At 43.3% G+C, this 23,580-nt stretch carries 17 protein-coding genes; 13 read left to right on the top strand and 4 right to left on the bottom strand.

Translation table 11 applies throughout. The features are described 5' to 3' along the window. Positions 1–276: 276 nt before the first annotated feature. Together argF and arcA are read right to left on the bottom strand one after the other, a co-directional pair. Positions 277–1,293, bottom strand: coding sequence for an ornithine carbamoyltransferase (argF, locus tag GOM48_RS09400; RefSeq protein WP_000149839.1), 1,017 nt, complete (start codon positions 1,291–1,293; stop codon positions 277–279). A gap of 57 nt (positions 1,294–1,350) precedes the next feature. Continuing rightward, positions 1,351–2,580, bottom strand: coding sequence for an arginine deiminase (gene arcA / locus GOM48_RS09395; RefSeq protein ID WP_000094626.1), 1,230 nt, complete (start codon positions 2,578–2,580; stop codon positions 1,351–1,353). Positions 2,581–3,322: 742 nt separating this feature from the next. Here arcA and GOM48_RS09390 point away from each other — a divergent pair. Further along, positions 3,323–5,002, top strand: coding sequence for an alpha-L-fucosidase (locus GOM48_RS09390; protein WP_235098768.1), 1,680 nt, complete (start codon positions 3,323–3,325; stop codon positions 5,000–5,002). A 36-nt stretch (positions 5,003–5,038) separates the two neighbouring features. Here the strand turns inward: GOM48_RS09390 and GOM48_RS09385 are convergent, their stop codons facing one another. Continuing rightward, positions 5,039–7,126: a GH92 family glycosyl hydrolase gene (locus tag GOM48_RS09385; protein WP_235097502.1), complete on the bottom strand. Its 2,088-nt coding sequence runs from the start codon at positions 7,124–7,126 to the stop codon at positions 5,039–5,041. Between the two features lie 171 nt (positions 7,127–7,297). On the opposite strand from GOM48_RS09385, the gene GOM48_RS09380 reads away from it, so the two are divergent. From GOM48_RS09380 to GOM48_RS09325, 12 genes are all read left to right on the top strand, one after another. After that, positions 7,298–8,578, top strand: coding sequence for a glycoside hydrolase family 125 protein (locus GOM48_RS09380; protein WP_235097500.1), 1,281 nt, complete (start codon positions 7,298–7,300; stop codon positions 8,576–8,578). A gap of 243 nt (positions 8,579–8,821) precedes the next feature. Then, positions 8,822–11,467: an alpha-mannosidase gene (locus GOM48_RS09375; RefSeq protein ID WP_235097499.1), complete on the top strand. Its 2,646-nt coding sequence runs from the start codon at positions 8,822–8,824 to the stop codon at positions 11,465–11,467. Positions 11,468–11,566: 99 nt separating this feature from the next. Beyond that, entirely contained in the window at positions 11,567–12,436 is an 870-nt protein-coding gene (locus tag GOM48_RS09370; RefSeq protein WP_235097497.1) for an ROK family protein, read from the top strand. Further along, the gene (locus tag GOM48_RS09365) at positions 12,430–14,310 is read left to right on the top strand and encodes a beta-N-acetylhexosaminidase (protein ID WP_235097496.1); all 1,881 of its coding nucleotides are present in this window, start codon (positions 12,430–12,432) and stop codon (positions 14,308–14,310) included. The genes GOM48_RS09370 and GOM48_RS09365 overlap by 7 nt, the downstream gene beginning before the upstream one ends. Before the next feature lie 117 nt (positions 14,311–14,427). Continuing rightward, positions 14,428–15,543: a DUF4767 domain-containing protein gene (locus GOM48_RS09360; protein ID WP_235097494.1), complete on the top strand. Its 1,116-nt coding sequence runs from the start codon at positions 14,428–14,430 to the stop codon at positions 15,541–15,543. A 209-nt stretch (positions 15,544–15,752) separates the two neighbouring features. Next, on the top strand, positions 15,753–16,682 hold the full coding sequence (locus GOM48_RS09355) for an ABC transporter permease (RefSeq protein ID WP_000714584.1): 930 nt from the start codon (positions 15,753–15,755) through the stop codon (positions 16,680–16,682). Between the two features lie 13 nt (positions 16,683–16,695). Next, entirely contained in the window at positions 16,696–17,619 is a 924-nt protein-coding gene (locus GOM48_RS09350; RefSeq protein ID WP_000818344.1) for a carbohydrate ABC transporter permease, read from the top strand. 108 nt (positions 17,620–17,727) lie between these two features. Continuing rightward, entirely contained in the window at positions 17,728–19,212 is a 1,485-nt protein-coding gene (locus tag GOM48_RS09345) for an ABC transporter substrate-binding protein (RefSeq protein WP_132972859.1), read from the top strand. A 160-nt stretch (positions 19,213–19,372) separates the two neighbouring features. Continuing rightward, entirely contained in the window at positions 19,373–20,062 is a 690-nt protein-coding gene (locus GOM48_RS09340; protein ID WP_235097492.1) for a CPBP family intramembrane glutamic endopeptidase, read from the top strand. A 68-nt stretch (positions 20,063–20,130) separates the two neighbouring features. Continuing rightward, complete coding sequence (locus GOM48_RS09335; RefSeq protein WP_162284875.1) at positions 20,131–20,427, top strand: bacteriocin immunity protein; 297 nt, start codon at positions 20,131–20,133, stop codon at positions 20,425–20,427. Between the two features lie 131 nt (positions 20,428–20,558). Continuing rightward, positions 20,559–21,545 carry a rhodanese-related sulfurtransferase gene (locus GOM48_RS09330; protein WP_001030024.1) on the top strand — a complete coding sequence of 329 codons (987 nt, stop codon included), beginning with the start codon at positions 20,559–20,561 and terminating at the stop codon, positions 21,543–21,545. 121 nt (positions 21,546–21,666) lie between these two features. After that, positions 21,667–22,527, top strand: a complete 861-nt coding sequence (locus GOM48_RS09325; RefSeq protein ID WP_235097490.1) for a DUF4299 family protein — start codon at positions 21,667–21,669, stop codon at positions 22,525–22,527. 62 nt (positions 22,528–22,589) lie between these two features. Here the strand turns inward: GOM48_RS09325 and GOM48_RS09320 are convergent, their stop codons facing one another. Then, positions 22,590–23,546 (bottom strand): DUF6574 domain-containing protein, encoded by a 957-nt coding sequence (locus GOM48_RS09320; RefSeq protein WP_235097487.1) that lies wholly within the window; start codon positions 23,544–23,546, stop codon positions 22,590–22,592. Between the last annotated feature and the right edge of the window lie 34 nt (positions 23,547–23,580).

The raw sequence follows: 23,580 nt of genomic DNA, 5'->3' as shown, positions 1-23,580 counted from the left end.
ATATGGTAAACCTGACAGAACTCCAAGAGCTACAGGCAGGTATGATGATAAAATATGAAGTGGAGGTAGCGTCTTTTCAAAAGACAAATTAGTCATTACTACTAGTAAAAGGGGTTGAACGCATAGCCGACGTTTATCAGAATGAGACTAGGAAGCAGGAAGATGACAAGAGTAAGGTGGCAAATTTGTCAAAAAGAATCCTTGCTTTCTTTCGCTAGAACTGATAAGCTATCATAGCTTTCGTCTCAACCCCTGTGTTGTGTATATGAGTAAGTTTTATACTTTAGGAATGTAGAGATTTCCAAGAGTAGCAGCCATAACAGCTTTGATAGTGTGCATACGGTTTTCTGCTTGGTCAAAGTGACGAGCATACTTGCTGCGGAAGACTTCGTCTGTTACTTCCATTTCTTCTACGCCAAATTTTTCAGCAACATCTTTACCATAAACAGTGTGAGTGTCGTGGAATGCTGGTAAACAGTGCAAGAAGATCAAGTTTTCGTTGCCTGCTTTTTTCACTAAGTCCATATTGACTTGGTAAGGTTTCAAAAGTGCAACGCGTTCTGCGAATTTGTCCTCTTCACCCATAGATACCCAAACGTCTGTGTAAAGTACATCTGCACCTTTGACAGCTTCGTCTGCATCTTCGGTGATAAGGATGTGTGCGCCACTTTCTTTAGCAAAGCCTTCAGCCAATTCAACGATTTCTTTTTCTGGGAAGAGTTCTTTTGGTGAGAAGATGTGAACGTTAACACCAAGGATAGCACCTGTTACGAGCAAGCTGTTGGCAACGTTGTTACGTCCATCACCACAGTATACCAATGTCAAGCCTTCCAAGCGACCGAAGTTTTCTTGAACAGTCAAGTAGTCAGCGAGCATTTGAGTTGGGTGCCATTCGTCAGTTAGACCATTCCATACTGGAACACCTGAGAATTCTGCCAATTCTTCAACCATACGTTGGCTGAAACCGCGGAATTCAATCCCGTCAAACATGCGTCCCAATACTTTAGCAGTATCTTCAGTAGATTCTTTTTTACCTAACTGAATGTCATTTGCTCCGAGGTATTCTGGATGAGCACCAAGGTCAATAGCTGCAGTTGTAAAGGCTGCACGTGTACGAGTAGAAGTTTTTTCAAACAGGAGGGCGATATTTTTACCAGCAAGGTAGTGGTGTTGGATATTGCGTTTTTTCAAATCTTTCAAGTGAGCTGAAAGACCAATAAGGTATTCTAACTCTGCGCGGGTAAAGTCTTTTTCTGCTAAGAAGCTGCGTCCTTGGAATACTGAATGTGTCATTCTATTATTTCCTCTTTCTATTTTTTACATTTTTTATTGACAAATACTGAACAGCGATTATACTTCTTCACGTTCAAATGGCATAGACATACAACGAGGTCCACCACGGCCCCGAACCAATTCGCTTCCGCGAATCTTAATCAAGCGAAGCCCGTATTCTTCTAGGATCTTATTGGTAATGGTATTGCGGGCATAAACGACTACTACACCAGGTGCGATTGTCAAAGTGTTGGAGCCATCATTCCATTGTTCACGCGCAGCTGCTACGATATTGCCACCACCGCAACGGATCAAATGAACTTTTTCTACGCCGAGGTTCTTTGCAAGAAGTTCAGCTAAGTCACCTTTTTCTTCAACAATCTTGAGTTTTTCATTTTCATAAGTGACAGAGTACACACGAAGATCGCCTTCGATTTCTGGGTGAATTGTGAACTTGTCGTAGTCAACCATGGTGAAGACAGTATCCAAGTGCATGAATTTACGGTTGTTAGCAAATTCAAATGCCAATACTTTCTTGAAGCCAACATTTTTCTTGAAGATGTTCACCAAGAGTTTTTCAATCGAAGCTGCATCTGTACGTTGAGAGATACCTACTGCAAGAACGTCTTTAGAAAGAACGAGTTCGTCTCCACCTTCAATACGTGTATCTTCTTCACGGTTGTAGACTAATTCTACTTTTCCACCATAGATTGGATGGTGTTTGAAAATGTATTTACCATAAAGAGTTTCACGGTTACGAGTATCTGCATACATGTGGTTAAGCGATACGGCATTACCAATAGTTGCAAATGGGTCGCGAGTGAAGTAGAGGTTTGGCATTGGGTCGATAGCAAATGGATAGTCTGACTCAACCAAGTCAGTTAAGCCTTTTGCTTCTTCAGGAATTTCTGGCAATTCAACTTTTTGAACCCCTGCCATAGTTTTTTCAACCAATTCTTGGTTGTCCTTGATACCGTGAAGCAATTCACGAATAGCCGCCTTGGTTTGACGACCACGGATGTTGGCTTCGTCTAAATATTCCTCGATAAATTGATCGCGGATTTCTGGGGAAGTCAATGATTCAGCAGCCAATTGCTCTAGGTAAAGGACCTCAATTCCTTCATCACGAAGAGCTTGAGCAAATGCGTCATGTTCTTTTTGAGCATCTTCCAAGAATGGAATGTCATCAAAAAGAAGCCTTTCGAGATAGTCCGGCAACAAGTTTTCCAACTCTTTGCCTGGACGGTGCAACATAACTTTTTTCAGTTTCCCAATTTCTGAGAATACCTGAATTGGATGTGAAGACATGGTTTTCCTCCTTAAAAATTTTTAACGGTGGCACTTTTTTGGTACCGCTTACATTTACGTTATATCATATTCTCATGGACGTGTCAACAGTAAAAAATGATTAAAAATTCGGACAAAACAAGGTTTTAGTAGTATTTTATGTTATTATACGATCGCAAAAGGAATTAGAGGAAATAAATGTATAAACTTCTACTAAAAAGAATATAATATTTTTTGAAAAGATTATGCTAAATTTCACATTTTAAGAAGAAATGTCCAGATTTTAATTCAGTTCTGACGGGGAATTGAGAGGAGCAGTGATTGAAAGTCGTTTAGAAAATTATATGAAATCTATCTGAAAGCCTTTCTTTTGAATGGCATAAAATGTATATTGTACAAATTATAGAATCTTTTCCGAGTATTTAGGAAGACAGCCTTGTCTTATTGACGGTACCTAGATTTTTTGTTATAGTCAACGAGGTAACAACTAGGAAGAAGGGTTTATTCACAAGTTGTGGATAAGTCTGGGGAGAGCAGGACATTCAGCTAATATCCTAAAGGGTTCTTGATAATAGTACTGGCAACCAGTAACTGGCCAGCTTTCTAGTAGAAATCCTAGTGCAGTTGGGATTTGAGCAGAGTTTGCTGAAGGTGATAGGTTCAAAGTCAAAGAGCTGGAGTCTGGAAAAGCTAGTTTTTAGGCATGTTTTCTTATCCACAAGTTGTGGATAACTTTGTGAACAAGAGAAAGAGATGTGAGATGATGACGAAAATAAAACCGCATGGACCATTACCAAGCCAGGCCCAGCTGGATTATTTAGAGGATGAACTAGCTGCCTTTATCCATTTTGGTCCCAATACCTTTTATGACCAGGAATGGGGAAGTGGGCAAGAGGATCCTATGCGTTTTAACCCGACCAAGTTGGATGCGCGTGAATGGGTTCGGGTACTCAAAGAAACGGGTTTTAAAAAACTGATTTTAGTGGTCAAGCACCACGATGGTTTTGTCCTCTACCCGACAGCACATACAGATTATTCGGTCAAGGCTAGCCCTTGGAGGGATGGAAAGGGGGACTTGCTCCTTGAGGTTTCCCAAGCTGCGACTGAGTTTGACATGGATTTGGGAGTGTATTTGTCTCCTTGGGATGCTCACAGTTCCCTCTATCACGTGGACCGAGAAGCGGACTACAATGCCTACTATCTGGCTCAATTGAAGGAAATTTTGTCAAATCCTGCCTATGGGAATGTCGGTAAGTTCACTGAGGTGTGGATGGATGGTGCTCGAGGGGAAGGGGTCCAGCAAGTCAACTATGAGTTTGAGACTTGGTTTGAAACCATTCGTGACTTGCAGGGCGATTGTTTGATTTTCTCAACTGAAGAGACCAGTATTCGCTGGATTGGAAATGAACGAGGCTACGCAGGGGATCCCTTGTGGCAAAAAGTCAAGCCAGACCAGTTGGGGACAGAGGCGGAATTAGATTATCTACAGCACGGAGACCCCTTGGGAACGCTGTTTTCAATCGGTGAGGCAGATGTTTCTCTTCGGCCGGGCTGGTTTTACCATGAGGATCAGGACCCGAAGTCTCTCGAGGAGTTGGTAGAGATTTATTTTCACTCGGTAGGGCGGGGAACTCCACTCTTGCTTAATATCCCACCGGATCAAGACGGCCTCTTTGACGAAAAGGATATCCGGCGACTGTATGAATTTGCTGCCTACCGTGACACACTCTATAGGGAAGATTTAGCTCTGAGAGCCAAGGTATCTGGCCCTGCTCTATCACCAGACTTTGCTTGTCATCATCTGACAGATGGACTGGAGGCTAGTTCTTGGGCAAGTGATGCAGAGTTGCCAATCCAATTAGAGCTCGATTTAGGATCTCCTAAAACTTTTGATGTGATTGAGTTAAGAGAAGATTTGAAGTTGGGGCAACGCATCGCTGCTTTTCATGTTCAGGTAGAGTTGGATGGTGTCTGGCAGGAGTTTGGGTCTGGTTATACTGTTGGCTACAAACGTCTCTTACGAGGATCAGTCGTTGAGGCTCAGAAGATACGCGTGACCATTACAGAGGCACAGGCTTTGCCTTTGTTGACCAAGATTTCACTCTATAAAACACCTACCTTATTGAGAAAAGAAGCTATTCAGCAACTAGAGTTTTCAGAAAAAAGTCTAGCTGTGACCAAGGGAGAAAATGTCCACTTTACAGTGAAGCGCATAGAATCTAGCAGTCCTTTAGAAGCTAAGATTTCGATTCAACCAAGGACGGGTGTGCATGGTGTCGCTTATCGGGACGAGATTCAAGTCCTTGCGTTTCAAGTTGGCGAGACTGAAAAAAAGCTAACGCTACCAACCTTGTATTTTGCAGGAGATAAAAGCTTAGATTTTTATCTGAATCTGACGGTAGATGGGCAGCTGGTTGACCAGCTTCAGGTCCAAGTTTCATAAAAGAAGAACCTTTGCGCGATGCAAAGGTTCTTTTGGTTATGAGTGACTTGGCAACCAGCTGAGAGTGAAGGTCAGTTGCTCAGCTTTCAAGAGGTCTTGGTGTTGGATGCTAGATACTGGGGACTTGTCCAATCGGCATTCTTTGACAAAGTTGAAGTGGTTGTAGTTTTGCTCGGCATGGATATCCAGCCATTTATTTTCCTTAGCCAGGTAGATACGGAGGCGGTCAAAGAGAGGGATTCCGATATCGTAGCTGGGCTTGCCCGGACAGGTCGGATAGAATCCGAGAGCCGACCAGATGTACCAAGCAGAGAGACTACCATTGTCTTCATCGCCAGGATAGGCTTGCCAGCTTGGGTGAAAGGCTTTCTGACGGAGCGTCTTGATAAGAAGAGCGGTATAGTCAGGGTAGTCGCTGTAGCGGAAGAGATAGGGAATGTGGAAGCTAGGCTGGTTGGAAATGGCGATTTGCCCAAAAGGAGCGGTAGCCATCTCGCTCATTTCATGAATCTCGTAACCATAGCCGGTGGTTTCAAAGAGAGGAGCGTCCTGACAGGCTTTCAAAAGATAGTGGCTAAAGGCTTCTTTTCCACCCATAAGTTGGATTAAACCTGGGATGTCATGTAAGACGCCTAAAGTCGCTTGAATGGCAGAGCATTCGGCGTAGTCGCGTCCCCAACCATAAGGAGAGAAGTCAGGGCGGAAGTTTCCTTGGCTATCTCGCGCACGCATGTAACCTGTCTCAGCGTCAAATAGATGGCGGTAATTTTGTGACGAAGTTCTATAAGTTTCCGCGATGTCATTCTGACCAAGCTTTTCGGCACAGCTAGCGATACAAAAGTTGCTATAGGCATAGTCTAGGGTATGGCTGACGCTTTCGTGGTGGTCGGTAGAGAGGTAGCCAAGCTCTTGGTATTGGGCTAGTCCGTGACGACCATTGATGCCGAGAGGGTCAGACTTGGTGGCTGTTTCAAGCATGGCTTGGAGGAGTTCTTCTTCTAGGTCGGGGGCCATGTCCTTGCAGGTGCTGTCTGCGATAATGCCATCTAGCAGGGTACCAGGCATCATGCCACGTTCATCTGGGGCCAGCCATTTTGGCAGGAAACCAGTATCGCGGTAGCTATTGAGAAAGCCTTTTAAAAAGAGACGATAGTGTTCCGGTATAAGAAGGGCAAAAAGGGGGAAGGTGGTGCGGAAGGTATCCCAGAAACCATTGTTGCTAAAGAGGACACCAGGCTTGACAGTACTAGTAGTCAGGTCCATATGGATGGCTTGCCCTGACTCGTTCACTTCATAAAAAGTCTGCGGGAAGAGGAAGAGTCTGTAGAGGCAGTGGTCAAAGAAGGTCCGGTCAGCCTCTCCTGTCTCTAGTATGTCAAAACGATGGAGGAGATTTTCCCAGTCTGCTTGGGCATTTGCTTTACAGCTGTCAAAGTCCTTTTGAGGTAGATTAAGCAGAGCTTGAGAAGGCGATATGAAAGAAGTTGCTAGCTGGATTTCAGCATGACTATCTGTCAGGTCAATTCGCCAGTCTCCACCTTCTTGGCTGACAGCAAGAATATCCGTATTCATTTGTAGAGCAGTGAACATAGTTAGTAGATTTTTGTTAGTCTCAGTTTTCCCTTCTTGTCGTAGGGAAAGAGTTCGCTTATCTACTTGCTTGACTGTCAGTTCATCTGCTGCGTGAAGATAGAGGGCGAGGGCTTTGCCTTGCTTTTGCTCCAAACGAATAGAAGCGCCATAGCAAGTCGGTGTCAGTTGGCTTTCAATCTGATAGCGCAGGGAGGAAATCTTCAGATAATGAGGTTGGAAAGAGGCCTTATCCATATCATAGGAAGACTGGCGGTGAAAGAGACTGTCTCCACCTAGCTGGCCTATGACAGGTGTCAAAAGTAGCCAAGAATAGTCCCCAATCCAAGGACTGGGCTGGTGGGTTAATCGAATTCCCTGAAAGATGGGCAGATGCGGATCGAAAAACCAAGCACCCTCCTGATCGCTGGTCTGGGGAACAAAATAATTCATCCCGAAAGGGACGCCTGTGTAGGGCAGGGTATTTCCCCGAGAAAAGGCATGCTTGCTAGCAGTCCCAAAGCGGGTATCAATGGTTTCAAGTAGTGGTTTCATAGTCTTTCCTTTAGCTGTTTTTCTACATTCATATCAGAAAAATGAGGCCTTTAGATATGGGGTTCGAAAGTAAGCAATTTTGTAGAAAAATGACTATCATTTGTGTATGTATTTTCTGTCTCAAAAACTATATACTGAACATGAAACTTGTTTGAAAGAGGAAACTGCACGATGATTTATTCGAAAGAAATTGTTAGAAAATGGCTAGACGAAGTAGTGGAGCGGGCTAAGGACCATCCGGAGTGGGTGGACGTCTTCGAGCGTTGCTATACGGACACCTTGGACAATACAGTTGAAATCCTCGAAGATGGCTCGACCTTTGTACTGACAGGGGATATTCCTGCCATGTGGCTTCGGGATTCGACAGCCCAGCTACGCCCCTACCTGCATGTGGCTAAAAGAGATCCTCTCTTGCGTCAGACCATTGCAGGTTTGGTCAAGCGTCAGATGACCTTGGTGCTCAAGGATCCTTATGCCAATTCCTTTAACATTGAGGAAAACTGGAAGGGCCACCACGGGACTGACCACACAGAGCTTAATGGCTGGATTTGGGAGCGTAAGTACGAGGTGGACTCACTTTGCTATCCTTTGCAACTGGCTTATCTCCTTTGGAAAGAGACTGGCGAGACCAGTCAGTTTGATGAGACTTTTGTCGCAGCGACCAAGGAAATTCTTCATCTCTGGACGGTAGAACAAGACCACAATAACTCTCCTTATCGTTTCGTTCGGGATACAGACCGCAAGGAAGACACTCTGGTAAATGATGGTTTTGGACCTGCCTTTGCGGTGACAGGTATGACTTGGTCAGCCTTTCGCCCGAGTGATGACTGCTGCCAGTATAGCTATTTGATTCCGTCCAATATGTTTGCTGTAGTAGTCTTGGGGTACGTGCAAGAAATCTTTACAGAACTAGACCTAGCTGATAGTGAGAGTATTATTGCTGATGCTAGGCGTCTCCAGTCTGAAATTCAAGAAGGCATCGAAAATTACGCCTACACCACTAACAGCAAGGGAGAAAAGATTTACGCCTTTGAAGTGGATGGTTTAGGCAATGCTAGTATCATGGATGATCCAAATGTACCGAGTCTGCTGGCGGCGCCTTATCTGGGCTATTGCGACATTGAAGACGAAGTTTATCAAGCAACTCGTCGCACCATTCTGAGCCCTGAAAATCCATACTTCTACCAAGGAGAATATGCTAGTGGTCTCGGAAGTTCTCATACCTTTTATCGCTATATCTGGCCGATTGCCCTATCTATCCAAGGCTTGACAACAAGAGATAAGGCCGAGAAGAAATTCTTACTCGATCAGCTGGTTGCCTGCGATGGTGGTACAGGTGTTATGCACGAAAGCTTCCACGTTGACGACCCAACGCTTTACTCACGTGAATGGTTCTCTTGGGCCAACATGATGTTCTGTGAGTTGGTCTTGGATTACCTAGATATTCGCTAATACTCTTCGAAAATCTCTTCAAACCACGTCAGCTTCGCCTTGCCGTAGGTATGGTTACTGACTTCATCAGTTCTATCCACAACCTCAAAGCAGTGCTTTGAGCAGCCTGCGGCTAGCTTCCTAGTTTGCTCTTTGATTTTCATTGAGGATAAGGAGCGCGCTTTAGTTTCACCGATTCGTGTCAGAATCACACCTTTACATTTAAAACGTTAAAAAATTTAAGTTAGAATGAGGTTTTACTTCATGGAAAATGTTGTTGTACATATTATCTCACACAGTCACTGGGACCGTGAGTGGTATCTACCTTTTGAAAGCCACCGGATGCAGTTGGTGGAATTATTTGACAATCTTTTTGATCTCTTTGAAAATGACCCTGAGTTCAAGAGTTTCCACTTGGATGGACAAACTATTGTCCTAGATGACTACTTGGAAATTCGCCCTGAAAATCGCGACAAGGTCCAACGTTACATTGACGAAGGCAAACTTAAAATTGGTCCCTTTTACATCTTGCAGGATGATTACTTGATTTCCAGCGAGGCCAACGTCCGCAACACCTTGATTGGTCAAGCTGAATGTGCAAAATGGGGCAAATCAACCCAGATTGGTTACTTCCCAGATACCTTTGGAAATATGGGACAAGCTCCCCAAATCCTTCAAAAATCAGGCATTCACGTGGCAGCCTTTGGTCGTGGTGTGAAGCCGATTGGATTTGACAACCAAGTCCTCGAAGATGAGCAGTTTACTTCCCAGTTTTCAGAAATGTACTGGCAGGGTGCGGACGGAAGTCGCGTTCTCGGTATCCTCTTTGCCAACTGGTACAGTAACGGGAATGAAATCCCAGTTGATAAGGACGAGGCCCTAACTTTCTGGAAACAAAAATTGTCAGACGTGCGTGACTACGCTTCGACCAACCAATGGTTGATGATGAACGGATGTGACCACCAGCCTGTACAGCGAAATCTGAGCGAAGCTATTCGTGTGGCAAATGAACTCTTCCCAGATGTGACCTTTGTGCATAGTTCATTTGATGACTATATCCACGCAGTAGAAAGTGCTCTGCCGGAGCAACTATCAACGGTTATAGGTGAGTTGACAAGTCAGGAAACAGATGGTTGGTACACGCTTGCCAACACTTCCTCATCACGCATTTACCTCAAACAAGCCTTCCAAGAAAATAGCAATCTCCTAGAACAAGTAGTGGAGCCATTGACTGTCATCACTGGCGGGCACAACCATAAGGACCAGTTGACCTATGCTTGGAAAGTCCTTCTACAAAATGCGCCACATGACAGTATCTGTGGCTGTAGCGTGGACGAGGTTCACCGTGAGATGGAGACACGTTTTGCCAAGGTCAACCAAGTCGGAAATTTCGTTAAAACCAATCTTCTCAACGAGTGGAAGGGTAAAATCGCAACCCACGAAGCCCAAAGCGACCATCTCTTTACCGTCATTAACACAGGCTTGCATGACAAGGTTGATACGGTCAGCACAGTGATTGATGTGGCGACTTGTGATTTCAAAGAATTGCACCCAACAGAAGGCTATAAGAAGATGGCAGCCTTGACCTTGCCGTGCTACCGTGTCGAAGACTTAGAAGGGCATGCTGTAGAAGCGAAAATCGAAGATCTGGGAGCTAACTTTGAGTATGATTTGCCAAAAGACAAGTTCCGTCAGGCTCGTATCGCTCGACAAGTGCGCGTGACAGTACCTGTTCATCTGGCACCACTTTCTTGGACAACCTTCCAATTGCTCGAAGGAGAACAGGAACACCGTGACGGTATTTACCAAAATGGAGTGATTGATACGCCATTTGTAACGGTCAGTGTGGATGAAAATATCACAGTCTACGACAAGACAACTCATGAAGCGTATGAAGATGTTGTTCGCTTTGAAGACCGTGGTGATATCGGAAATGAGTATATCTACTTCCAACCAAAAGGAACAGAGCCTATCTACGCCGAGCTGAAAGGATATGAGGTCTTGGAAAATACAGCTCGTTTTGCCAAGATCTTGCTCAAGCATGAATTGACAATTCCAGTAAGTGCAGATGAAAAACTGGATGCGGAACAAAGAGGCATCATTGAGTTTATGACGCGTGAAGCTGGACGTTCAGATGAACTGACAAGCATTCTTCTGGAAACAGAGATGACCGTCTTTGTTGACAATCCTCAAATCCGCTTCAAGACTCGCTTTACCAACACCGCTAAGGACCACCGTATCCGTCTCTTGGTCAAGACTCATAACACACGTCCAAGCAATGATTCTGAAAGCATTTATGAGGTGGTGACACGACCAAATAAACCAGCGGCTTCATGGGAAAATCCTGAAAATCCTCAACACCAACAAGCCTTTGTCAGTCTGTATGATGATGAAAAAGGGGTGACAGTGGCCAATAAAGGATTGCACGAGTATGAAATCCTTGGAGATGACACCATTGCAGTGACCATTCTTCGTGCATCAGGTGAGCTAGGTGACTGGGGTTACTTCCCAACACCAGAGGCTCAATGCTTGCGTGAGTTTGAAGTTGAGTTTGCTCTCGAATGCCACCAAGCACAAGAACGATTCTCAGCCTTCCGTCGTGCCAAAGCCTTCCAAACACCATTCACTAGTCTTCAAGTTGCTAAACAAGAAGGAAGTGTTGCAGCGACTGGTAGCCTTTTGAGCCATGCGGCGCTCAGCTTGCCACAAGTCTGCCCAACAGCCTTTAAGGTAGCTGAAAATGAAGAAGGATATGTCCTCCGTTACTACAATATGAGTCAAGAAAATGTGCGCATATCAGAACACCAACAAACCATTTTGGATTTGCTTGAGCGACCATATCCAGTTCATTCAGGACTCTTAGCACCACAAGAGATTCGCACAGAATTAATCAAAAAAGAAGACATTTAACAGTTTTAAAGTGTTTGATAACTAATACTATGAGATAGAAAGGAGGGGCGAAAGAGTAAGGACTAACTACTGATTCGCCCCTTTTTACGGTAAAGAACAATGACCATTGCAACCATTGATATCGGAGGGACCGGTATAAAATTTGCTAGTCTAACTCCTGATGGAAAAATACTAGATAAGACAAGTACTCCGACGCCAGAAAACTTGGAGTCTTTACTGACTTGGCTAGACCAACGCTTGGCAGAACAAGATTATAAGGGCATTGCTATGAGCGTTCCAGGCGCGGTTAATCAAGAAACAGGTGTGATTGAGGGAATCAGTGCCGTACCTTATATTCATGGCTTTTCTTGGTATGAGGCACTTGCTCATCATCAGCTACCTGTCCATCTAGAAAATGATGCCAACTGTGTTGGGCTTAGTGAATTGCTAGCTCACCCAGAAATTGAAAATGCAGCCTGTGTCGTGATTGGTACAGGAATCGGCGGCGCCATGATTATCAATGGCAAGCTTCACCGAGGTCGCCACGGCTTGGGAGGAGAGTTTGGCTACATGACAACCATTGCACCAGCAGAAAAGCTCAACAACTGGTCGCAACTAGCGTCAACTGGAAATATGGTGCGATACGTGATTGAAAAATCTGGTCAGACTGACTGGGACGGACGCAAGATTTACCAAGAGGCCGCAGCTGGTAATGCTCTTTGTCAAGAAGCTATTTTGCGCATGAACCGTAATCTGGCGCAAGGTTTGCTCAATATTCAGTATCTCATCGACCCAGATGTCATTAGTCTGGGAGGCTCTATTAGCCAAAATCCAGACTTCATCCAAGGTGTCAAAAAGGCTGTCGATGAATTTGTCGAAACCTACGAAGAATACACGGTCGCACCTGTCATCCAAGCCTGCACCTATCATGCAGATGCCAATCTCTACGGTGCCCTTGTCAACTGGCTACAGGAGGAAAACCAATGGTGACATTTACAGGACTTAGTCCCAAACAAACTCAGGCAATCGACTTACTGACAAAGTATATCTCTTTACCAGATGTGGAAGTTGCAGTCGCTCAGTCTGACCAAGCCTCTATCTCTATCAAGGGTGAGGGAGGCCACTATCAACTGACTTATCACAAACCTCACCAACTTTACCGCACCTTGTCCTTATTGGCAACAGCTCTAGTAGAAGGTGATAAAGTAGCGATTGAGGAGCAGGCAGCTTATGAAGATTTGGCCTACATGGCAGACTGTTCTCGAAATGCGGTTCTGAATGTGGCTTCTGCCAAGCAGATGATTGAGGTCTTGGCTCTCATGGGCTACTCAACCTTTGAACTTTACATGGAAGACACCTATCAGATTGAGGGGCAACCTTACTTTGGTTACTTCCGTGGCGCCTATTCAGCAGAGGAGTTGCAGGAAATAGAAGCCTACGCCCAGCAGTTTGACATGACCTTTGTGCCTTGCATCCAGACCTTGGCCCACTTGTCGGCCTTCGTCAAATGGGGCGTTAAGGAAGTGCAAGAACTCCGTGATGTGGAGGATATTCTCCTTATCGGCGAAGAAAAGGTGTATGACCTGATTGATGGCATGTTTGCCACTCTATCTAAACTGCAGACTCGCAAGGTCAATATCGGGATGGATGAAGCCCACTTGGTTGGTTTGGGACGCTACCTTATCTTGAACGGCGTTGTAGATCGTAGTCTCCTCATGTGTCAACACTTGGAGCGCGTGCTAGATATTGCAGACAAGTATGGTTTCCACTGCCAGATGTGGAGTGATATGTTCTTCAAACTCATGTCAGCGGATGGCCAGTACGACCGTGATGTGAAAATTCCAGAGGAAACTCGTGTCTACCTAGACCGTCTCAAAGACCGTGTAACTTTGGTTTACTGGGATTATTATCAGGATAGCGAGGAAAAATACAACCGCAATTTCCGCAACCATCACAAGATTAGCCATGACCTTGCCTTTGCAGGTGGTGCTTGGAAGTGGATCGGTTTCACACCCAACAACCATTTCAGCCGTCTTATTGCTCTTGAAGCCAACAAATCCTGTCGTGCTAATGACATCAAAGAAGTCATTGTAACGGGTTGGGGGGACAATGGTGGAGAAACTGCCCAGTTCTCTATTCTACCAAGTCTGCAAATCTGGGCAGAACTCAGCTACCGCAATGACCTAGACCGTTTGTCTGCTCACTTCAAGACCAATACAGGTCTGTCAGTTGAGGACTTTGTGCAGATTGACCTTGCCAATCTCTTGCCAGACTTGCCAGGCAATCTCAGTGGTATCAATCCCAACCGCTATGTCTTTTATCAGGATGTTCTTTGCCCGATTCTTGACAGACACATGACACCTGAACAGGACAAACCGCACTTCGCTCAGGCTGCTGAGACGCTTGCTGAAATTAAAGAAAAAGCAGGAAATTATGCTTATCTCTTTGAAACACAGGCTCAGTTGAACCAGATTTTAAGCAGTAAAGTGGATGTGGGACGACGCATTCGTCAGGCCTACCAAACAAACGATAAAGAAAGTCTGCAAGAAATCGCCAGACAAGAATTACCAAAACTCAGAAGCGAGATTGAACAATTCCATGCCCTCTTTAGCCGTCAATGGTTGAAAGAAAACAAGGTCTTTGGCTTGGATACAGTCGATATCCGTATGGGCGGACTCTTGCAACGTATCAAACGAGCAGAAAGTCGTATCGAGGCTTATCTGGCAGGGCAGATTGACCGCATCGACGAGCTAGAAGTTGAAATCCTACCATTTACTGACTTCTACGCAGACAAGGACTTCGCAGCCACAACAGCCAACCAGTGGCACACTATTGCGACCGCATCGACGATTTATACGACATAGGCTAGGCATTTATCACAAACAGTTAAACATCTCCTTTTAAATACATGGAGATGTTTTTTGATTTGGAGATAGGGAAGGAGTATAATGAAGGTAGAAAGATAGTTTGGAGGTCTGACCATGAAAAAGCTACTACTAGTCCTAGCTACTAGCATGCTAGTCTTATCTGCCTGCCATAAAACGACAGAGGATGGAGCAACTAGTCCGTCCATACCAAGGGAGCAACAAACCAAGGAGACAACCAACTATTTTCACTATTTAGCAGATTCCTATCAAAAGGCTCTTTCGCACGAAAAAGAATCCAAGGATACAACTGTTCAGTCACCTATGGCTGCTACAGTTGCAGCCATGGAAGAACTTGAGTTATCTAATCCGACTGATCAAGCCTTGATTATGAAGAATTACTTGGGTTTTCAGAAGCTAATTCAATACAATACTGAAAAGTGGGAGGAAGAGTTTGCAAGCTGGGCTTCTTCTATGGGGCAGTCCTATCATAGACTAGAGCATGCAAACTTTGATGAAAAAAATGAACTAATCAAAAAATTAGAAACTACAACAGTCTCTCAGAAAAGTGTCAAATGGAATGTTTTTGGAGTATCGAGTGACAATGCTTATGCCTACTTGATTTTGGATGCTTACTATGACAAGCAGAACAAACATTTCTACCTATTTACACTGAAGGATGGGCAAGCACAGGTCTTGCATGCCGATAAGACACTGGAAACTATCCCTACTGCAAATTTTGAAGAGACTGAGAATACAGATTTAGCGCGACGTTTTAAGGAATTTCTATTAAAAACAAGTGTAACTACAGAGAGCGAGCCAGATACAGATAATAGTTCTTTAATAGACAAGATAAAAACAGCCATGGAATCCTATTCGGATAGTAAAGGTGAAAGATTTAAGTCAACTAACTTAGCAACATATGGTCACTACTATGGACTTGCAGTGCCAGACCAGATAATGCAATTTGGACAAGTAGATGGGGTGAATTATACTTTTAAATGGTATGGGTATAGTGCAGGTTCAGGTTCTGGGCGGTTTGAAATCTTAGCTTGCTATGTGAATGAAGCAGAGACAGAGGTGATTCTCTTTGGCTACAAGGATGGTAATCCTGCTCTTTTACACACCGAAGGAAGACCAGAGATTGATAAAAATGAATCAGGGGCTATCATAAATGCCCAGATTCATTTTGTCGAGTTTCATCACCCAATATTGGAACAAGTTTTCAATTAGTAAAGCGGAAATACATTTATCGCATGCAAAGTGTTTCTCGTGAAACCTATTTCTTATAAAAAACTTCTCCACATAAAATAATTTGTGGAGTTTTTTCTATAATTAGTAGTTTAACCTGACCTTCAAATAGGAGTATACTAATAATGTAATCGTTATCAAACCTAAAAATTCGATGAAATCAGTTTTTAGGAATAAAAAGGGAGGAAATTATGAAAAAGTTTTCAAAGACCTTGAGAGATAACTGGATCTTTCTCTTGATGGTTTTACCAGGGGCACTCTGGTTGATTCTATTCTTTTACATTCCAGTATTTGGGAATGTGGTCGCCTTTAAAGACTACCATATGACCAGTAATGGTTTCATAGATAGTATTGTGAATAGTAAATGGGTCGGGTTAGATAATTTCAGATTCTTGTTTAGTTCAAAAGACGCCTTTATCATCACTCGAAATACCGTTCTCTACAATCTCGGCTTTATCTTTATCGGTTTGATTGTATCAGTAGGAATTGCCATTATCCTCAGCGAGCTTCGCTCTAAGAGAATGGTTAAGATTTTCCAAACGTCTATGTTGTTCCCTTACTTCCTGTCATGGGTTATCATTAGTTTCTTTACAGATGCTTTCCTAAACATTGACAAAGGGGTCTTCAACCATTTCCTAACATCCATTGGCATGAAGGAAGTCAACTTCTACGCTGACTTAGGCATTTGGCCATACCTTCTCCTTTTCCTTGGTATTTGGAAAGGCTTTGGATATAGCAGTGTCATGTACTATGCGACGATCATGGGAATTGACCCAACCTACTACGAAGCAGCAACAGTGGACGGGGCTAGCAAGTGGCAACGTATTCGCAACGTAACCATTCCTCAGTTGACTCCGCTTGTAACAGTCTTGACCATCCTTGCAGTCGGAAATATCTTCCGTGCAGACTTTGGTCTCTTCTATCAAATCCCACACAATGCTGGTCAGCTTTACAATGTAACCAACGTTTTGGATGTATATGTCTTTAATGGTTTGACTCAGACAGCAGATATCGGTATGGCTTCAGCAGCCGGTCTTTACCAATCCGTTGTCGGTTTGATTCTGGTTATCCTATCAAACTTGCTTGCAAGACGAGTCGATCCAAACTCAGCTTTGTTCTAGAAAGGAGGAGAATATGGCAGAAAAGAAAATTAAAAAAGAAAAAATCGATAATGTCGGCATTCACTCCTTCAGTAAGAAAGCAGATATCTTCTTTAGTATCATCTCTGGTTTGATCGCTCTTTCTTGTATATTGCCCTTTATCTTCGTTATCATCATTTCGGTGACAGACGAAAAGAGCATCCTCCAGTATGGATATAGCTTTTTCCCTTCGAAATTTGGTGTAGATGGATTCCAGTTCTTAGCTCAGTTTAAAGATAAGATTCTCCAAGCGCTCTTTATCTCAGTTTTTGTAACCGTAGTCGGAACAGTGACCAACGTCTTCATTACAACCACTTATGCCTACGCCATCTCACGGACAACCTTTAAGTACCGCAGATTCTTCACAATCTTTGCCCTTCTCAGTATGTTGTTCAATGCTGGTTTGGTACCAGGCTATATCGTGGTGACTCGTTTGCTTCAACTTGGTGATACGGTTTGGGCCTTGATTGTTCCAATGCTTCTCTCACCATTCAACATCATCTTGATGCGTTCCTTCTTCAAGAAGACCATTCCAGAAGCCATTCTAGAATCTGCTCGTATCGATGGTGCCAGTGAAGCACGGATCTTCTTCCAGATCTGTTTACCATTGTCACTTCCAGGTATCGCAACTATCACGCTTTTGACAGCTCTTGGTTTCTGGAACGACTGGTTCAACGCCCTTCTTTACATCAAGAGTGACAACTTGTATCCATTGCAATATTTGCTCATGCAAATCCAGCAAAATATGGACTACATTGCAAAAGCAGTCGGCCTATCTGGCCAACTGGGAGTCGCTCTTCCAAAAGAAACAGGTCGTATGGCCATGGTTGTGGTTGCAACCCTTCCAATCGCGATTCTGTATCCATTCTTCCAACGCTACTTTGTAAAAGGTTTGACCATCGGTGGTGTGAAAGAGTAGCACTTGCTGAGAAACACCGTTTCTCCCTTCCCAACTTCATCTTAGTGACTGAAGTTACAAATCATTAAATCGTTTATAAGTTTAAAAATAAAAAAAGGAGTTTTTATCATGAAAAACTGGAAAAAATATGCTTTTGCATCTGCTAGCGTAGTCGCTTTGGCTGCAAGCCTTGCCGCTTGTGGAAACCTTTCAGGTAACAACAAAAAAGCTGCTGACTCAGCTTCAGGTGACAAACCTGTTCTTAAAATGTACCAAATCGGTGACAAACCAGACAACTTGGATGAATTGCTAGAAAATGCTAACAAAATCATCGAAGAAAAAGTTGGTGCTAAATTGGATATCCAATACCTTGGATGGGGTGACTACGGTAAGAAAATGTCAGTTATCACATCATCAGGTGAAAACTACGATATCGCTTTTGCAGATAACTATGTCGTAAATGCTCAAAAAGGTGCTTATGCGGACTTGACAGAATTGTACAAGAAAGAAGGAGCAGAGCTTTACAAAGCACTTGACCCAGCTTACATCAAAGGGAACACTGTAAACGGTAAGATTTACGCTGTTCCAGTTGCAGCCAACGTTGCATCATCTCAAAACTTTGCCTTTAACGGCGCTCTTCTTGCCAAATATGGCATTGACATTTCAGGTGTCACTTCATACGAAACACTTGAACCAGTCTTGAAACAAATCAAAGAAAAAGCTCCAGACGTAGTACCATTTGCGGTTACGAAGAACTTTATCCCATCTGATAACTTTGACTACCCAGTGCCAAATGGACTTCCATTCGTTATCGACCTTGAAGGAGATACTACTAAGATCGTAAACCGTTACGAAGTACCTCGTTTCAAAGAACACTTGAAGACTCTTCACAAATTCTATGAAGCAGGATATATTCCAAAAGACGTAGCAACAAGCGACACTTCATTTGACCTTCAACAAGATACTTGGTTCGTTCGTGAAGAAACAGTAGGACCAGCTGACTATGGTAACAGCTTGCTTTCACGTGTTGCTAACAAAGACATCCAAATCAAACCAATCACTAACTTTATCAAGAAAAATCAAACAACACAAGTTGCTAACTTTGTCATCTCAAACAACTCTAAGAACAAAGAAAAATCAATGGAAGTGTTGAATCTCTTGAACACAAACCCAGAACTCTTGAACGGACTTGTTTACGGTCCAGAAGGCAAGAACTGGGAAAAAGTTGAAGGTAAAGAAAACCGTGTTCGCGTCCTTGATGGATACAAAGGAAACACTCACATGTCAGGTTGGAACACTGGTAACAACTGGATCCTTTACATCAACGAAAACGTTACAGACCAACAAATCGAAGATTCTAAGAAACAATTGGCAGAAGCTAAAGAATCTCCAGCGCTTGGATTCATCTTTAACACTGACAGTGTCAAATCTGAAATTTCAGCAATCTCTAACACAATGCAACAATTCGATACAGCTATCAACACTGGTACTGTAGACCCAGATAAAGCAATCCCAGAATTGATGGAAAAATTGAAATCTGAAGGTGCCTACGAAAAAGTATTGAACGAAATGCAAAAACAATACGACGAATTCTTGAAAAACAAAAAATCATAAGATCGATTGATTTCGTGTATTCATTCCTAATTCCTAAAAATGTGATCACTGCCTTCCTTAGTTCTCTAGGGGAGGTAGTGATTTTTAGGATGCAAAGATGAAAGTAGCAATTCTGAGAGTTTAGGTGATGGGATACACATATATCTACAGGAGGTCTATCATGAAAAGGTATCGTCTTCTTTTTAAAATGAGTGGTGTCTTCTCTTACCTATTTTTCGTATTTGGTCTTTCTCAGCTGACTCTTATCGTCCAAAACTATTGGCAATTTTCTTCTCAGATAGGAAATTTCTTCTGGATTCGAAATATCTTGAGTTTGCTATTTAGTGGAGTTATGATTGGGATTCTTGTTAAGACAGGCCATGGCTATCTTTTTCGCGTTTCGAGAAAAAAATGGCTCTGGTATTCAATCCTAACAGCCCTAGTAGCGGTAGCTCATATATTTTTTAATATTCAAACAGCTAAACACGTTCAGTCAACTGCTGAAGGTTGGGCCGTATTGATCGGTTATAGTGGGACTAACTTTGCCGAGCTAGGTCTCTATATAACCTTGTTCTTTCTGGGGCCATTGATGGAAGAGTTGCTCTATAGAGGATTACTTCAACATGCCTTCTTTAAAGATTCGAGATTTGGTCTTGATTTGATCCTTCCGTCTATTTTATTTGCTCTCCCTCATTTTTCAAACCTGCCTAGTCTGCTAGATGTTTTCGTCTTTGCAACAGTTGGAATCATCTTTGCTGGTTTGACCCGTTATACCAAGAGCATTTATCCTTCCTATGCGGTGCATGTGATCAATAATATTGTAGCGACCTTGCCATTTTTGCTGACTTTTTTACATAGGGTGTTTGGGTAAAATATTAGCATGAGAGTTAGGAATTATAGTTTTTCAATTTATAAGCGAGTTTCAGGAGGAAAATGAGAATGACACCATTAAAATGGTTCGCTGGAGGTAGAGAAAGGCGTTGTGAAGCCATGACTATCATAGATCATCTATTGGAAGATATAAAGGCTGCGCCTCAGCTTGCTCCATTGAAAAATCAGTTAGTTATTTATAAAAGACGATTAAAGGACGATGGGACCTCTGTTCCATTTGTCCTGAGTCAAATGAATGTTGATCTTGCGCGTGTATTGATTGACAATAAGCTGATTTTGTCAGAAAGTCAAGCTGAGCAGATAAAAAAATTGAGAAAATTATCTGCGATTCGGTATGGTTACTGATGAAGTGCAGTGGCAGGTCTCTCTATATAATTTCCGGTCAAATAAATTGCATTCGTTTTCCCAAGTGGGTATACTAGTATAGTTGAATGAAAAATTCTGAAAATTTAAGAATAGAAAAGAGAACAAATCTTATGGCAAAAGATATTCGTGTCTTACTTTACTACCTTTATACTCCAATTGAAAACGCAGAGCAATTTGCTGCAGACCACTTGGCTTTCTGTAAATCAATCGGCCTTAAAGGCCGTATCCTAGTCGCTGACGAGGGAATTAACGGGACTGTTTCAGGTGACTACGAAACAACTCAAAAATACATGGACTACGTTCACAGCCTCCCAGGCATGGAAGACCTCTGGTTCAAGATTGACGAAGAAAGTGAACAAGCCTTCAAGAAGATGTTTGTTCGCTACAAGAAAGAAATTGTCCACCTTGGTTTGGAAGATAACGACTTTGACAACGACATCAACCCACTTGAAACAACAGGTGCTTACTTGTCTCCAAAAGAGTTCAAAGAAGCTCTTCTTGACGAAGATACAGTTGTTCTTGACACACGTAATGATTATGAGTACGACCTAGGACATTTCCGTGGGGCTATCCGCCCAGACATCCGCAACTTCCGTGAGTTGCCACAATGGGTCCGTGATAACAAGGAAAAATTCATGGATAAGCGTGTCGTAGTTTACTGCACAGGTGGCGTTCGCTGTGAGAAATTCTCAGGCTGGATGGTCCGTGAAGGCTACAAAGATGTCGGTCAATTGCATGGAGGAATCGCAACTTACGGTAAAGACCCAGAAGTTCAAGGTGAGCTTTGGGATGGAAAAATGTACGTTTTTGACGAGCGTATTGCCGTAGATGTTAACCATGTCAACCCAACCATCGTAGGAAAAGACTGGTTTGATGGAACACCATGTGAACGTTATGTCAACTGTGGAAATCCATTCTGTAACCGTCGTATCCTAACATCAGAAGAAAATGAAGACAAGTACCTTCGTGGATGCTCACACGAGTGCCGTGTTCACCCACGTAACCGCTATGTTTCAGAAAATGAATTAACACAAGCTGAAGTTGTTGAGCGCCTAGCCGCTATCGGTGAAAGCTTGGATCAAGCAGCTACTGTATAAGATTAAACAGCCTTCAGGGGCTGTTTTTCTATGCTTTTTATCTAAAAATCTAAAATTTGTTTCTGTATCTTTCAGGAAAATAGGGTATACTGTATGTAAACGATTTCAAAGGAGGCCGATTATGGCGAAAACATTTTTTATCCCAAATAAAGAAAGCATTCTAGGACAACAGGAGGTCTTGACTGCCAAGTCTATCTTGGCCTTGGTGGAGGGCTTGGAGTCGCATAGTTATGATGCAGTCTATCTCCGTCAGCCCCTCAATGGTCTCGAATACATGGAGTGTGGGATTGTAGGTCAATCGCAATTTCTCTTCAAAGTGAACTATGCGGATAGTCGAAAAGGTTATCAAGTGGTGATTCCAGACTTCCTTACCAGAGCAGACTGGGAGATTGTAGAAGCTCTCCTCCAAGCCTTATCAAACGAGTTGGGGCAAGTGGTAGAAGGGCTAGAAGACTTTGACTTTGAAACTTATTTCCGACAAACGGTCAAGCAATATTTAGCGGATAAGGCAGTTCGTTTAGTATATTGCCAAGGACTCTTGTCCCCTATCTATCTCAACAAGGAATACCTTGAGAGCTTTTTGGATGAGGATGGATTGGCACGTTTTGAAGAGCTGGTCAAGAAGGTTCAAGGATCTGATGCCTACCTTGCCAGTGTGAAATTTTACCCAGACGCCCAAGGCAAGGTGCATGGTATCTACCACCTAGCCCAGGGAGTCAAGACGATTTTGCCAAAGGAACCCTTTGTACCGGCGCACTATACTGAGCAGCTAGCAGGCAAGGAACTTGTTTGGGAGATTGACCTAGTGGCGATTTCTGGTGATGGTTCAAAAGCCGAAGACTATGAAGCCATCGCTCGCTTGGATTATGAAAAATTCCTAGAGTCACTACCAAAAGCATTTTACCAGCAATTAGATGCTAATCAATTAGAAATAAAATCCATCCTAGGAAAAGATTTTGAAGGATTGGCAACCATTGAATAGGCCTTGTTCAAAAAAGAGTAAGCATAAAAATCCCTGTCATTGGTCAATGGCAGGGATTTTGATTAAAAGAAGGTCAGGATGCGAAGGTAGTCCACTGTCAGCGCGAGCTCTGCAATGAAGAAGGGTAAGAGAATGGCGCCATCAAGTAAGACAGCTAGCAGGAATCGATAAAATGGGTCGAGGCTACTGGTCTTACTTGGCTTGCTAATCACAAAGAGATTTCCAAGGGCAAAGATGGCCATGCTTAGAAGAGTGAGGATACCAGCAAATCGTAAGCCACCAAAGAGTGCAAAGAAACTTGCTAGAGCCGTTAGGACAAGTGGGATAGCAAAGAGTCTGCTATACCGATCAAAGGCTTCTTGGAATGTAAAGTCGCTCTCCTGATCCAGCACATGTCGGACAGTAAAGCCTCCCAAAATGATGGAAAAGTAAAATAGAGCGCTAGCGACCAGAATCGAAAGCCCAGCAAAGAGATCCAAAGGTGGGAGCTGGTTAGGAGAACTATTAGCAATAGAAATCATATAGCCATAGTAGAGGCGCTTGATATGATAGATACTAAAGAAAAGGTTGATTGACGACAGCAAGGTGAGTAGGGCAAAGACACTATAACGATGCTTTTGATCCGTAGTCTTGCTGGCAGTTGGTTCTTGGATAGCATCCAGTAGCCAAGACCAAAATAGTGCGATTTCTTCTTTTAATCGGGCAGTTTTACGGGGGTCAATGTCTGGGATATAGGGGCTCTCTAAAGCTTTGCTGAGGATGCTTTTCTCTTTTACAGAGTTTTCTTGGCTGCGTTCCTCTTTCCCTTCTCCCTCTTCCTCGGTTTGGGTTTCCCCGATTATTTCGGGAGTTTCCTCCTCATGCGTTTCCGACTCTTTAGGTGAGACAGCTGTTTCTTCGCTTACTTGTGGTTCGGTCTCCACAATTTCCGAAGTCTCTGGTTGGTCGGGCTGGATTTCCGATTTCGTCTGAGCTGATTTCTTCTCAAGATCGGCGCTTTCAAACCATTCTTGTGTCATGGTGGAACCTCCTTTTTTATGGTACTTTTCTATC

The organism is Streptococcus oralis (assembly GCF_021497885.1).
Classification (GTDB): Bacteria; Bacillota; Bacilli; order Lactobacillales; family Streptococcaceae; genus Streptococcus; species Streptococcus oralis_BQ.
Note: the sequence above shows the minus strand (reverse complement) of the source record. Positions and strands in the feature narration are given on the sequence as shown.